A 12,940-nucleotide genomic window follows, 5' to 3' on the forward strand; every position below is an offset into this window, starting at 1 on the left:
GTTCAGGCCTCGTATCTTACCCCACCAAGGCCGCGACCAGCGCCTTGACCTTCTTCTGGCGCCATTGCGGCACAGGCGCGATCAGCCAATAGGCTTTTTCGCCCTCCTTCGCGGCCAGCGCCTTGACCCGGCCGGCGGCGATATCGGCCTCGGCTAGCAGGGCGGGTACGGTCGCCTGCCCCAGCCCGGCCGCTGCCGCATCGATCGCGAGCCCGGCATCGGCCACGGTGATCACCGGATCATTGTCGGTCTGCGGGCAGCCAGGCCAGCCGATCGCGCGATCGGGTGCGGCATCGATGCCGACCGTGACATAGCCCGTCCCGCCGACCATCACGCCCTCATGCTCGCCCTTGTCGGCGGACAGACAGATGGCGAGATCGAGATTGGCCTGGGTGAAATCGATCGCATCGTCGGCGGCGATGAGATGGAAGCCGAGTTCGTCGTCGGTCCGGCCATAGGCCGCCAGCCGTGCCGCGAGCCAGCGCGCGGTGAGATCGCGCGGGGCGGCGATGGTCAGCCGCTTCGACGATTGCTGCGATTGCATCGCGCGCACCGCTTCCTCGAATTCGAGGAAACCACGCCGCAAGGCGTCGAGCCCGGCCGCACCCTCGGGCGTCAACTCCAGTCCCTTGGCGGTGCGGCGGAACAGGACGACGCCCAGCACATCCTCGAGCGTGCGGATCTGCTGGCCGACCGCCGCCGGGGTCACCGCCAGTTCGTCCGCCGCGCGGGTGAAGGAGAGATAGCGCGCCGCCGCATCCAGCACGCGCAGGCCGTTCAGGGGAAGATGCGTCCGCTTCATTGGGTCACCGCCGGGCCTGCCAGCGGAAAACGCGGGATCGTGACGTCGAACATCCGTCCATCCGCATCGATCATCTGATAGCTGCCCTCCATCGATCCCGTCGGCGTGTCCAACGGACAACCGGAGACATAATCGTAGGAACTGCCCGGCTCGATCAGGGGCTGGACGCCGACGACGCCTTCGCCCGCCACGCGATGGCGCGCGCCGCGTCCGTCGGTGATCAGCCAGCGCCGGGTGAGCAATTGCACTTCCTGCTCGCCGGCATTCTCGATCCGGATATGATAAGCCCAGAACCAGCGGCCGCGGGCGGGTTCCGACTGATCGGCGAGGAAGCTCACCGCCACGCGTACCACGACGTCGTTCGTCTCCGCGCTGTACGGAAAGAAGAGGCCGAGGGTCGAGGTGGTCACAGTCCGACCGCCACCAGCGCCTGATCGAGATCCTCGATCACGTCCTGCGGATCCTCGAGCCCGACATTCAGCCGCAGCATCCCCTCGCCCACGCCCATCGCCGCGCGGGTCTCGGCCGAGAGGCCCGCATGGGTCGTGGAGGCAGGGTGGGTCATCAGCGAGCGTGAGTCGCCGATATTGTTGGAAATGTCGATCAGTTCGAGCGCGTCGAGCAAGCCGTGCGCCTGCGTTCGTCCGCCGTCGACATTGATCGCCAGGATCGTACCGCCCGCATCCATCTGGCGCATCGCCAGATTATGCTGCGGGTGGCTGGCGAGCCCCGGATAGAGCGTGGCGACGCGGCGATCGAGGAAGCTGGCCACCTTGAGCGCATTCTCGCTCTGGCGGCGGATGCGCAGATCGAGCGTCTCGAGCCCCTTCAACACCACCCAGGCATTGAACGGCGACAAGGTCGGCCCGGTATTGCGGGTAAAGCTCAGCAGGGTCTTCTCGATGAACTCCTCCTTGCCGACCACGGCACCGGCGAGCACACGGCCCTGCCCGTCCATCATCTTTGTGGCCGAGTAAGCGACGATATCGGCACCGAAATCCATCGGTCGCTGCAGGAGCGGGGTGGCAAAGGCGTTATCGACCACGCTCAGCAATCCGGCCTCCTTCGCGATGCCGCACACCGCCTCCAGATCGACGATATCGAGCGTCGGGTTGGCGGGCGTCTCGAAGAAGAAGAGCTTCGTATTCGGGCGGATCGCATCCTTCCACTGATCGGTATCACTGCCGTCGACGATGGTCGTTTCGATCCCGAATCGGGGAAGCAACGTATCGGTCAGCCAGCGGCACGACCCGAATGCCGCGCGGCCCGCCACCATGTGATCGCCCTGGCTGAGCTGGCAGAGCAGGACCGCGGTCATCGCCGCCATGCCGGTCGCCATCGTCCGGCAGGATTCCGCGCCCTCCATCAGGGCGATGCGCTTTTCCAGCATCTCGACCGTGGGGTTCTGCAGCCGGCTATAGGTCATGCCCTGCTGCTCGCCCGCGAAGCGCGCGGCGGCGTCGGACGCCTTGTCGTAGCTGTAGCCCGAGGTGAGGAAGAGCGCCTCGCTCGTCTCGCCCCATTCGGAGCGCGCGGTGCCGCCGCGCACGGCCTGCGTGGCGGGCCGCCACTTCGAGGTGATCGATCTGTCCTGTCCGGTGGTGCGCTTCATAATGGCCAAGCCTTTGCCCGGCGGTTGACGGGCGCGCAAGCGCGGCGGAGAGTCCCCGCGACAGGAGAGACGCCATGACCGCGATTCAGGATATCCCGCTCAAGACCATTTCAGGCGCCGACGACAGCCTTGCCCACCATGAAGGCAAGGTGCTGCTGGTGGTAAACGTCGCGTCGAAATGCGGGCTCACCCCGCAATATGACGGACTCGAGGCGCTCTATCGCACCTATCGCGGCAAGGGGTTTGAGGTGCTGGGCTTCCCCGCCAACGATTTCGGCGCGCAGGAGCCGGGTACGAACGAAGAGATCGCCAGTTTCTGCCGCACCAATTTCTCGGTCGATTTCCCGATGTTCGCCAAGATCAGCGTCAAGGAACCCGACCAGCATCCGCTCTACGCCGAACTGGTCAAGACCGAGCCGGCCGGGCCGATCGCGTGGAATTTCGAGAAATTCCTGATCGGGCGCGATGGCGCGGTGATCGGCCGGTTCGGGCCGCGGACGACGCCGGACGATCCGGCCTTGGTAGGGGCGATCGAGGAAGCGCTGGGCTAGAATCCTCCCCGGCACGGGGAGGGGGACCGCGACGCGCAGCGGCGTGGTGGAGGGGGCCCACCTCCACGCAAGCGCCAGTGAGGAGGTGGGCCCCCTCCACCATGCTACGCATGGTCCCCCTCCCCGTACCGGGGAGGATTTTCACGTTACAACGCCGTCAGCACCGCGGCGCCCATCTGGCTGGTCGTCACCGTCCCGCCCAGATCGGCCGAGCGTGCGCCGCTTGCCAGCGCCTTCGCCACTGCCGCCTCGATCCGGTCGGCCTCGGCCGCCATACCCAGCGAATACCGCAGCATCATCGCCGCCGAGAGGATCGTCGCAAGCGGATTGGCCTTGCCCTGCCCGGCAATGTCGGGGGCGGAGCCGTGGATTGGCTCGTACAGACCCTTCTGGTTGGCATCGAGCGAGGCCGAGGGCAGCATGCCGATCGAGCCGACGCACATACTTGCCTGATCGGACAGGATATCGCCGAACAGATTGCCCGTGACGATCACGTCGAACTGGCCCGGATCGCGCACCAGCTGCATCGCGGCATTGTCGACATACATGTGGCTGAGCGCGACATCGGGATAATCCGCCGACACCTCGATCACCACGTCGCGCCACAGCTGCGAGGTTTCGAGCACATTGGCCTTGTCGACCGAGCAGAGCTTTCGGCCGCGCGCGCGCGCGGTTTCGAAGCCGACGCGGGCGATGCGGGCCACCTCGTCCTCGTTATAGGACATGATGTCATAGCCTTCGCGGCGGCCGTCGGCGGTGGTGCGCATGCCCTTCTCGCCGAAATAGACGTCGCCATTGAGCTCGCGGATGATGACCAGATCGATCCGCGCCGCCACTTCGGGGCGCAACGCCGAGGCATCGGCCAGCTCGGGGAAGAGCTTGGCGGGGCGCAGGTTGGCGAACAAAGTCAGCTCCTTGCGCAGGCCGAGGATCGCCTGCTCGGGCCGGAACCGACGCTCGAGCTTGTCGCAATCCGGATCGCCCACCGCGCCGAACAGGATCGCATCGGCGCGCTTCGCCAGATCGAGCGTCTCGGGCGGCAGCGGATGCCCCTTGGCCTTGTACGCCGCGCCACCGACCAGCGCTTCCTCGAACGTCAGCCGATCGCCGCAGACCGCCTCGAGCACGGCGCGCGCCTGGGTGATGACTTCGGGACCGATCCCGTCTCCGGGCAAAAGGGCAATGAGCATGTTACTTCCTAAATCCTCCCCGGCGCGGGGAGGGGGACCATTTCGTAGAAATGGTGGAGGGAGCCCGCGACGAACGCTGCGCCCGGCCGAGTGCCCCCTCCACCACGCTTCGCGCGGTTCCCCTCCCCGTTCCGGGGAGGATTTTCAAGCCGAGACTCGCTTGAGCCGGTCGACCAGCCGCTCGCGGGCGGCGAGCACGTCCATCGCACGGCCATGAAGAAGATCGCGTTCGAGGAAGAAACCGGTCAGCTTCAGCCCGTCGAGCAATTCAGGCCACTCCCCTGCCCCGCCCTCGATTAGGAAGGCCGGCAAAGGCAGCAGCCGATCGCGATAGACCTCGCCCGCAGCCCGGCTGACCGCGGCACTGCTCTTGGGGCTGACATAAGCCAGATCGGTCAGCGCCCCGGTCGCCACGCAACCGGACAGATCGAGCCCGAATCCCAATTCGCTGAGCATCAGCAACTCATAACGCACCAATGCCGCCGCCCAATCGCGCGCTGCCGGTGCCGCGACGACTGCCGCGAGCACCCCATCCAGCGCCTGGTACAACGGCGGATAAGGCTGTCCCTCCGGCAGGGTCGCCGCGGCCAGTGCGGTCGCCCAGTCGATCGCGGCGGCCGGCAGGGGCTCGCCCAGCATCCCCGCCCGGCTTTCGACCAGTTCCACTGTCAGGGCCGGCAATTGCTCTTCGGTGCGCGCGCGATAATCGGCGCGGATCAGGTTCCCGGGGACCAGCACCGGCTTCAGGCGGCGCGATCGGCCGCCGCGCACATAGCCCGCGACCAGCCCATCGGCAGGGGTCAGGGCGCGTACGATTGCGCCATGCTCGCCATGCGGTCGCACCGCGCAGACGATCGCCTGGGCCTCGATATGCATAAGGGATGCGTTCTCTCTGCCGTCGTTCCCGCGGAGGCGGGAAGCCATATTCTCAAAGGACCAGAGGCCATGGATTCCCGTTTTCGCGGGAATGACGGGGAATAGCACGTTTTGGGAGAACGGATCAGAATCGACGTATGCGGAAGCCAAGCCACGCGAAACACGTGACGTCCCCGTCACATGAACCCTTCTAGCCAGCGAGCATGACAGATGCAGTAAACGACGTGGTTAAAATGCTCGTAACCCGTTCCAATCAACGCGGACGCTGCACCTTTCACCCCGACGGATTGAAGTGATCGAAGATCGCGCGCGCCATCGTCGCCGAGACGCCGGGGGCTTTCATCAGGTCCTCCAGCCCCGCGCCGCGCACCGCCTTGGCCGTGCCGAAATGCATCAGCAACGCCTTCTTCCGCGCCGGACCGACGCCAGGGACGTCGTCGAGCGGGCTGGTGGTCATGCTCGCGGCACGCTTGGTGCGGTGCGCGCCGATCGCAAAACGGTGCGCCTCGTCGCGCAACCGCTGGAGGTAGAACAGAACGGGCGAGTTCATCGGCAACATCGATTCGCGCCCGTCGGGCATGTGGAAATGCTCGCGGCCAGCGTTGCGATCGGGGCCCTTCGAGATCCCGACGATGGGGACATCGTGGACGCCCATCTCCTCCATCGTCTTGAATACCGCCGACACCTGCCCCTTGCCCCCGTCGATCAGCAGCAGATCGGGCCACTCGCCCGACTTGCGATCGGGATCCTCGCGCTCCAGCCGGGCGAAGCGGCGCTCGAGCACCTCGCGCATCATCGCGAAATCGTCGCCGGGGGCGGTTTCGGGACGCTTGATGTTGAATTTGCGATACTGGCCCTTGCGGAAGCCCTCGGGCCCGGCGACGACCATCGCGCCGACCATGTTGGTGCCCATGATGTGGCTGTTGTCGTAAATCTCGATGCGGTTGGGCACCGCCTCCAGCTCGAACAGATCGGCGACCTCGCGCAGCAGCTTCGACTGGGTCGCGCCTTCGGCCAGCCGGCGATCGAGCGCCTCCTCGGCGTTCCGGGTCGCCTGGGCCAGCAGCCGCTTCTGCTCGCCACGCTGCGGCACCTTGAGCACCACCTTGCGCTCGGCTTTCTCGGCCAAGGCCTCGGCGACGAGTTCGGCCTCGGGCAGGATCCGATCGGTCAGGATCAGGCGCGGCGGCGGGACCTCGTCGTAGAATTGCATCATGAAGGCGAGCAGCACCTCGTCCTCGGGCACGTCGGCGGTGTGGGTCGGGAAGAAGGCACGGTGGCCCCAATTCTGCCCGCCCCGGATGAAGAAGGCCTGGATCCCGATCTGGCCCGATTTGCAGGCGAGCGCGAACACGTCCGCGTCGTCGACACCCTCGGCGTTGATCGCCTGGGTGCCCTGGATGAAGGTGAGCGCCTTGAGCCGATCGCGCAGCAAGGCTGCCTGCTCGAAGTCCATCGCCTCGGCCGCGGCGGCCATCTGCGCACCGAGGCGCTTCTGGACCTGCGTGGATTTGCCGGCGAGGAACGCCTTCGCGTCGTCGACCAGCTCGGCATAATCCTCCTTGCCGATCCGATCGACGCACGGTGCCGAACAGCGCTTGATCTGGTAGAGCAGGCACGGCCGCGAGCGGTTCGAGAAGAAGCTGTCGGTGCAGGAGCGGAGCAGGAAGAGCTTTTGTAGCGAGGTAAGCGTCGTGCGCACCGCGCCTGCGCCCGCGAACGGCCCGAAATATTGCCCCTTCGCGCGCCGCGCGCCGCGATGGAGCTGTGCGCGCGGGAAGTCATGATCCTCGCGGAGCAGGATGAACGGGAAGCTTTTGTCGTCACGCAACAGTACGTTGTAGGCGGGCCGGAAACGCTTGATCAGCTGGGCTTCGAGCAACAGCGCCTCGGCCTCGGTATTGGTGGTGACCACCGTCATGCCGCGCGTCTGCGCAACCATGCGCGAGAGGCGGCGCGGCAGGCGCGAGACCTGGGTGTAATTGGACACCCGGTTCTTGAGCGAGCGCGCTTTGCCCACATACAGCACGTCGCCGCGCACATCGAGCATGCGATAGACACCGGGCCGCGCCGGCAAGGTCTTCAGCACGTTGCGGATCGCCGCGATTCCCGCCTCCAGATCGGGCGCGGCGCCTTCCCCGCGCACCGCATAGGTGGATTTCTCTTCGGAGAAACGATCTGGGCTGTCGGGACGATCACTCACTCGAGCGATTTAGGAGCGCCGGGGGCAGTACGCCAGATGGTCGTTTCAGCCCAGATTTGTAGTGTGCGGTCGGGCCATTCCGGGATAAACGGCTGGCATGAGCGAAGCACCCGAACTGCCCGATCTCGAAACGGTCGAGGTTCATGACAAACGCCTCAACCGCGTCGTCGCGACGACGGTGGTGATCCTCAGCGTCTCGATGGCGCTGGTGAACATCAAGGACGGCAATATCGTCCAGAATATGCAGCAGGCGCAGGCCATGCAGGTCGATACCTGGAACCAATATCAGGCGACGCGGCTCAAGCTCCATATGGAGGAAATTGCAGCTGCCAATGGCGGGCCAGCGGCGGCCAGGGCGGAGGGTCAGATCGCCAAATACACCAAGGAATTGGTGGAGCTGAAGGCCAAGGCTCAGCAGGCGCAGGCCGATTACGACCACAACAATTATCGCGACGACCAGTTCGACCTGTCGGACGGCCTCGCCTCGATCGCGCTGGCGACCACCGCGATCGCGGCATTGGTCGAGCTGTGGGGGCTGCTGTTCTTCGGCTGGGCAGCGGGTGCGCTGTCGATCCTGTTCGCGGTCGCGGGCTTCGCGCAGTTGCCGATCCATCCCGACGCGATCGTCGGGTTTCTGACATAAAAAAATTCTCCCTGAGCGGCGCTCGGGAGGGGACCGCCAGCCGCTGGCTGGGGGTGGCGGGGCAGCGGTGCACCGCCATCTGCGATGGCGGCCCCTTTCCATTTCCACGAAATGGTTCGTCCCCTGCAAAAGCAGGGGAGGATCCAGATCAGTTCAGCCGCAGGCCGGCGATGGTCTTGTCCACCAACGCCTTGTCGCTCTCGGCGCCATGCTTTTCCGCGATCAGCGTCGCAGCGGCAGCGGCGGCTGCACCTGCGGCCTTGGCGCGCACCTCGGCAATCGCGGCACGCTCGGCGGCGGCGATCTTGTCTTCGGCCATGCGCTGGCGGCGCTCGATCAACGTCTCCGTATCCGCCTTGGCCTTGGCCAGGATCGCCTGCGCCTCGACTTGCGCATGCTCGACGATCGCCTTGGCTTCGCCTTCCGCGGCAGCAGCCTTCGCCTGATATTCGGCCTTGAGCGCCTCGGCCTCCGCACGCAGCTTGGTCGCCTCGTCCAGCTGGGCGCGGATCGATGCGATCTTCTTGTCGAGCGAACTGCCGATGGCCTTGAAGCCACCCTTCCAGATCAGGAGGGCAATGACGACGATCATCGACAGCGCGACGAAGCCGCCGGGGTTCAACCCGAATGCGGTCGCTTCGGAATGTTCGATCATGCCGGGTTCGGCGAGGGTCGTGGCGTTGAGATGGGGTGCGGCGGACATGACTATCTTATCTCCGCTCAGATACGTGCCATGGCGTCGGCGACCGCAGCGGCGGCCTGACCGCGATCGACCGACAGGCCGGCGACCCGATCGACGATCTCCTGCGTGGCATCGATCGCGACCGCCTCGATCTCGGCGACCGCGGCGACCCGGGCCGAGGCCAGAGCCGCTTCCGCATGCGCGACATGCTGGGCGATTTCGACATCGGCCGCCTTGACGCGCGCCTCGCTCGCCGCCGTGGCCTGCGCCTTGGCGGCGGCAGCCGCCGCGGCTGCATCGTTGCGGCTCTTGGCCAGCCCGGATTGGTAGGCCTCGTCAGCCTGATCCGCCGCCGCGCGCGCAGCCTTGGCCGCAGCGAGATCGCCCGCAATCTTCGCGTCACGATCGTCGACCGTGCGCTGGATCTTGGGCAGCATCGCCTTGCCGATGCCGAAATAGAGCAGCGCGAACACCACGACCAGCCAGAACAGCTGAGAGGCGTAGATGGAGGCAATCTGATCTATCTGGGGCATCGGATTCCGGCGCGAAATTGAGGACGTGGAAGGTTCCGAAGAACCCTTACTTGACCACGAACAGGATCAGGATCGCGATGACGAATGCGATCAGGCCCAGAAGCTCGGCGGCGGCGAAGCCGATGAACAGGCGGCCCTGCTGGCCGTCGGCAGCGCCCGGGTTGCGCAGAGCGCCCTGGAGGAACGAGCCGAACACGTTGCCCACGCCGAGCGCGGCCATGCCAACGCCGATGGCAGCGAGGCCGGCACCGATCATCTTGGCGGAAGTGACGTCCATGAGTGTTTTCCCTTCGTTGAAGTCGTTGAACTTAGTGAAGATTGATCGCGTCGTTGAGATACAGCGACGTCAGCAGCGCGAACACATAGGCCTGGATCGCCGACACGAGCAGCTCGAGTGCCGAGACCCCGACGATCATGACGAAGCTCAGCGCCGACACGGTCCAGCCGAGCGGGCCGCCATGGATGCCCTGCACCACGAAGCTTGCGAACACGTCGAGCAGGATGTGGCCGGCGGTCATCGCGACGAACAGTCGCAGCCCGAGGCTGAACGGACGCACCAGGAAGCTCATGAACTCGATCGGCGCGACGAGGATGGCGATATACCACGGCGTCCCGTGCGGCACGAACAGCGAGAAGAAATGCAGCCCGTGGCGGGCGAAGCCGACCACCAGCACGATGCCGAAGCTGAAGAAGGCCAGGATCGCGGTGAGCGAGATGTGGCTGGTGATCGTGAAAGGATGCCAGCCAGGCACGATGCCGAGCGGAACCAGGCCGATCAGATTGGCGAACAGGATGAACATGAAGAGCGAGAAGACATAGGGCGTGAACTTGCGTCCTTCCGGCCCGATGTTGGTCTGCATCATGTTGGTGACGAAGCCGGTCATGCCTTCGACCGCGGCCTGCCAGCGACCGGGAACGAGCGCACGCTTCATCCCGCCATACATGAACACGCCCAGCACGATCAGCGTGATGAACATGAACAAAGCCGAATTGGTGAAGCTGATATCGTAGCCACCAATCACCAGCGGCCGGCCGAGCAAAGGCTCGACCAGGAACTGGTGCATGGGATCGATACCGGACCCTTCAGCCGCCACTCTTCTTCACCCCTGCTTATGCGGCAAGCGCCCGGATCACTCCGGACGCTCGCTCGAAATCCGATAAATGTTTCTGATGGCGACGGCGAACCCAAGGAACAGCAGCACCAACAGAAGCCAGGGCGTCGTGCCAAACCAGCGGTCCAAAAGCCAGCCGATCAGCGCGCCGCCAGCGGGACCCGCAACGAGCTCGGTCAGAACACGGCTGCCTTGCTTATAACCCTTGTCGGGCTTGCGCTGCACCGTTCCCGTCCGTGCCGCCTCGACGCCCGCCGCAGCCTTAAGCCGCGCATCCAGCGAAGAAAGCCGGATGTCCCCAGAGGGATTTTGGTCGTCGATCGGATCCTGCCCGGGTTCGTTCGCCGCCACGCCATCTCTCCTGTCGACCTTGTACCGGTCCACCGACGGCAGCGCCGGCGGGTGATCCCGTCAGGCGCGGACCCTTTAGGAAGGGGGGCCGCCCGAGTCAACCAAAGCGACATCTGCCATATGTCGGTGGTGAAACATTTGGCGCCCGCCCGGCGCCTGCGGTAGCCATTCATCATGAGCGACGCCGATCCCGCGACCGATGCCAGTGGCCACCGCGCCCGCCTGCGCAAGCGATTGATCGAAGGCGGCAGCGACGCTTTGCTCGATCACGAACTGATCGAATATCTCTTGGCGCTCGTCACGCCCCGGCAGGACACCAAGCCGCGCGCACGAGCCCTGCTGGCCGAATTCGGCAGCCTCGGCGCGGTGCTGACGGCGGACGCCGAATCGCTCACGCGCGCCGGCCTGTCCGAAACCGCGATCGCCGCGCTCAAGATCGCACAAGCGTCCGCGTTGCGCCTGTTGAAAAGCGAGGTTGCCGAACGTCCGGTGCTGGGCAGCTGGCCGGCGCTGATCGACTATCTCCACGCGACGATGGCGCACCGCCTGACCGAAAGCGCGCGCGTGCTGCATCTCAACACGCGCAACATGCTGATTCGCGACGAATTGGTATCGGAAGGCTCGATCGATCAAGCGGCCATCTATGTACGTGAGGTGGCGCGGCGTGCGCTCGAACTGGGATCGGCGGCGATCATCCTCGCCCACAACCACCCGAGCGGCGATCCTTCGCCGAGCCGCCAGGATATCGATCTCACGCGGACTATCGTGGCGGCATTGAAGCCATTGGGAATTCAGGTGCACGATCATGTGATCATCGGTGCGCGCGGGAATATAAGCTTAAGGAGCGAGGGGCTGATCTGAACTGTCCCCGCGCCGGGAGGATCTTTATTTGCCTCCTCCTCCAACGCTGCTACCCGCGCCTCGCATACCCACTTACCGAAAGCACGCCGATGATCCCCCGCTATTCGCGCCCCGAAATGGTTGCGCTCTGGGCGCCCGAAGCCCGCTTCCGCATCTGGTTCGAAATCGAGGCGCACGCCACCGAGGCGCTCGGCGAACTCGGCGTGGTCCCGAAATCCGCGGCCAAGGCGTTATGGGACTGGTGGGCGACCAACCCGGTGATCGACGTCGCCGCGATCGACGCGATCGAGGCGGTGACCAAGCATGACGTGATCGCCTTCCTTACCTGGGTGGCGGAAAATGTCGGCGACGAAGCGCGCTTCATGCACCAGGGCATGACATCGTCCGACGTGCTCGACACCTGCCTGGCCGTCCAATTGGCGCGCGCAAGCGATCTGCTGCTGGCCGATATCGACAAGTTGCTCGACGTGCTCAAGCGCCGCGCGTTCGAGCATAAGCTCACCCCGACGATCGGCCGCAGCCATGGCATCCATGCCGAGCCGGTGACGTTCGGGCTCAAGCTGGCCGAGGCCTATGCCGAGTTCAGCCGCAACAAGGCGCGGCTGCTGGCGGCGCGCGCCGACATCGCCACCTGCGCAATTTCGGGCGCGGTCGGCACCTTCGCGAATATCGATCCGCGGGTGGAGGAATATGTAGCGGGGAAGCTCGACCTCGCGGTCGAGCCGGTCTCGACCCAGGTGATTCCGCGCGATCGCCATGCGATATTCTTCGCCACTTTGGGCGTGATCGCCTCGTCGATCGAGCGGCTGGCGGTCGAGGTGCGCCACCTGCAGCGCACCGAAGTGCTGGAAGCGGAGGAATATTTCTCGCCCGGCCAGAAGGGCTCGTCGGCGATGCCGCACAAGCGCAATCCGGTGCTGACCGAGAATCTGACCGGTCTCGCCCGCATGGTGCGCGGCTATGTCACCCCGGCGCTGGAGAATGTCGCCCTGTGGCATGAGCGCGACATCAGTCACTCGTCGGTCGAACGCTACATCGGCCCCGACGCCACCATCACGCTGGATTTCGCACTCGCGCGGCTGACCGGAGTGATGGACAAACTGCTCGTCTATCCGGCGCGGATGCAGAAGAATCTCGATCGCATGGGCGGGCTGGTCCACTCGCAGCGCGTGCTTCTCGCGCTGACGCAGGCTGGGGTCAGCCGTGAGGATTCGTATCGGCTGGTCCAGCGCAACGCGATGAAGGTGTGGGAATCCGACGGCGAACTATCGCTGCTGGAGCTGCTCAAGGCCGATCCCGAGGTGCCCTTGTCCGATGCGGAACTCGAGGAGAAGTTCGACCTCGGATATCATTTCAAGCAGGTCGATACGATCTTCGAGCGGGTGTTCGGCGAGAGCTGAGAGCCCTCTCCCTCTGGGTGTGCGGTCGTTTCGGTGATCATTCGGGATGATCGTTCGACCGCACAGGCTGGGTGAGGGTGACAGGTCCAGTGGACTGGGCGTTCCGGCTCCGTGCCCTTGCCCC

At 65.3% G+C, this 12,940-nt stretch carries 15 protein-coding genes; 4 read left to right on the forward strand and 11 right to left on the reverse strand.

Features of this window, described 5'->3' with window-relative positions; genetic code table 11:
• Window positions 1-16: 16 nt before the first annotated feature.
• From AB4Z44_RS12270 to metZ, 3 genes are read right to left on the reverse strand one after another with little or no spacing between them, the layout of a single operon-like run.
• Window positions 17-802: a LysR family transcriptional regulator gene (locus AB4Z44_RS12270; protein ID WP_404709981.1), complete on the reverse strand. Its 786-nt coding sequence runs from the start codon at window positions 800-802 to the stop codon at window positions 17-19.
• Window positions 799-1,212, reverse strand: coding sequence for a Co2+/Mg2+ efflux protein ApaG (apaG, locus tag AB4Z44_RS12275; protein ID WP_404709982.1), 414 nt, complete (start codon window positions 1,210-1,212; stop codon window positions 799-801). The genes AB4Z44_RS12270 and apaG overlap by 4 nt, the downstream gene beginning before the upstream one ends.
• On the reverse strand, window positions 1,209-2,414 hold the full coding sequence (gene metZ / locus AB4Z44_RS12280; protein ID WP_404709983.1) for an O-succinylhomoserine sulfhydrylase: 1,206 nt from the start codon (window positions 2,412-2,414) through the stop codon (window positions 1,209-1,211). The genes apaG and metZ overlap by 4 nt, the downstream gene beginning before the upstream one ends.
• A gap of 74 nt (window positions 2,415-2,488) precedes the next feature.
• Here metZ and AB4Z44_RS12285 point away from each other — a divergent pair, with 74 nt between their 5' ends.
• The gene (locus AB4Z44_RS12285; RefSeq protein ID WP_404709984.1) at window positions 2,489-2,965 is read left to right on the forward strand and encodes a glutathione peroxidase; all 477 of its coding nucleotides are present in this window, start codon (window positions 2,489-2,491) and stop codon (window positions 2,963-2,965) included.
• A 146-nt stretch (window positions 2,966-3,111) separates the two neighbouring features.
• Here AB4Z44_RS12285 and leuB read toward each other — a convergent pair whose 3' ends face one another.
• From leuB to uvrC, 3 genes are all read right to left on the reverse strand, one after another.
• The gene (gene leuB / locus AB4Z44_RS12290) at window positions 3,112-4,155 is read right to left on the reverse strand and encodes a 3-isopropylmalate dehydrogenase (protein WP_404709985.1); all 1,044 of its coding nucleotides are present in this window, start codon (window positions 4,153-4,155) and stop codon (window positions 3,112-3,114) included.
• A 144-nt stretch (window positions 4,156-4,299) separates the two neighbouring features.
• Window positions 4,300-5,031, reverse strand: coding sequence for a DNA repair protein RecO (gene recO, locus AB4Z44_RS12295; RefSeq protein ID WP_404709986.1), 732 nt, complete (start codon window positions 5,029-5,031; stop codon window positions 4,300-4,302).
• A gap of 274 nt (window positions 5,032-5,305) precedes the next feature.
• A complete protein-coding gene (gene uvrC, locus AB4Z44_RS12300; RefSeq protein WP_404709987.1) occupies window positions 5,306-7,234 on the reverse strand; it encodes an excinuclease ABC subunit UvrC in 1,929 nt (642 codons plus the stop codon).
• Between the two features lie 97 nt (window positions 7,235-7,331).
• Here uvrC and AB4Z44_RS12305 point away from each other — a divergent pair, with 97 nt between their 5' ends.
• Window positions 7,332-7,877, forward strand: coding sequence for a DUF4337 family protein (locus AB4Z44_RS12305; RefSeq protein ID WP_404709988.1), 546 nt, complete (start codon window positions 7,332-7,334; stop codon window positions 7,875-7,877).
• Between the two features lie 148 nt (window positions 7,878-8,025).
• Here AB4Z44_RS12305 and AB4Z44_RS12310 read toward each other — a convergent pair whose 3' ends face one another.
• From AB4Z44_RS12310 to AB4Z44_RS12330, 5 genes are read right to left on the reverse strand one after another with little or no spacing between them, the layout of a single operon-like run.
• A complete protein-coding gene (locus tag AB4Z44_RS12310; RefSeq protein WP_404709989.1) occupies window positions 8,026-8,580 on the reverse strand; it encodes a hypothetical protein in 555 nt (184 codons plus the stop codon).
• Between the two features lie 17 nt (window positions 8,581-8,597).
• Window positions 8,598-9,092 (reverse strand): ATPase, encoded by a 495-nt coding sequence (locus tag AB4Z44_RS12315; protein WP_404709990.1) that lies wholly within the window; start codon window positions 9,090-9,092, stop codon window positions 8,598-8,600.
• A 46-nt stretch (window positions 9,093-9,138) separates the two neighbouring features.
• Window positions 9,139-9,369, reverse strand: a complete 231-nt coding sequence (locus AB4Z44_RS12320; protein WP_404709991.1) for a F0F1 ATP synthase subunit C — start codon at window positions 9,367-9,369, stop codon at window positions 9,139-9,141.
• A gap of 31 nt (window positions 9,370-9,400) precedes the next feature.
• On the reverse strand, window positions 9,401-10,186 hold the full coding sequence (locus AB4Z44_RS12325; protein WP_404709992.1) for a F0F1 ATP synthase subunit A: 786 nt from the start codon (window positions 10,184-10,186) through the stop codon (window positions 9,401-9,403).
• A 36-nt stretch (window positions 10,187-10,222) separates the two neighbouring features.
• A complete protein-coding gene (locus AB4Z44_RS12330) occupies window positions 10,223-10,555 on the reverse strand; it encodes an AtpZ/AtpI family protein (protein ID WP_404709993.1) in 333 nt (110 codons plus the stop codon).
• 174 nt (window positions 10,556-10,729) lie between these two features.
• Between AB4Z44_RS12330 and radC the strand changes: the two genes are divergently transcribed.
• Complete coding sequence (radC, locus tag AB4Z44_RS12335) at window positions 10,730-11,416, forward strand: DNA repair protein RadC (protein ID WP_404709994.1); 687 nt, start codon at window positions 10,730-10,732, stop codon at window positions 11,414-11,416.
• Window positions 11,417-11,505: 89 nt separating this feature from the next.
• Entirely contained in the window at window positions 11,506-12,816 is a 1,311-nt protein-coding gene (purB, locus tag AB4Z44_RS12340; RefSeq protein ID WP_404709995.1) for an adenylosuccinate lyase, read from the forward strand.
• The last annotated feature ends 124 nt before the right edge of the window (window positions 12,817-12,940 follow it).

The sequence above is a fragment of the Sphingomonas sp. MMS24-J13 genome (genome assembly GCF_044905095.1).
GTDB lineage: Bacteria > Pseudomonadota > Alphaproteobacteria > Sphingomonadales > Sphingomonadaceae > Sphingomonas_I.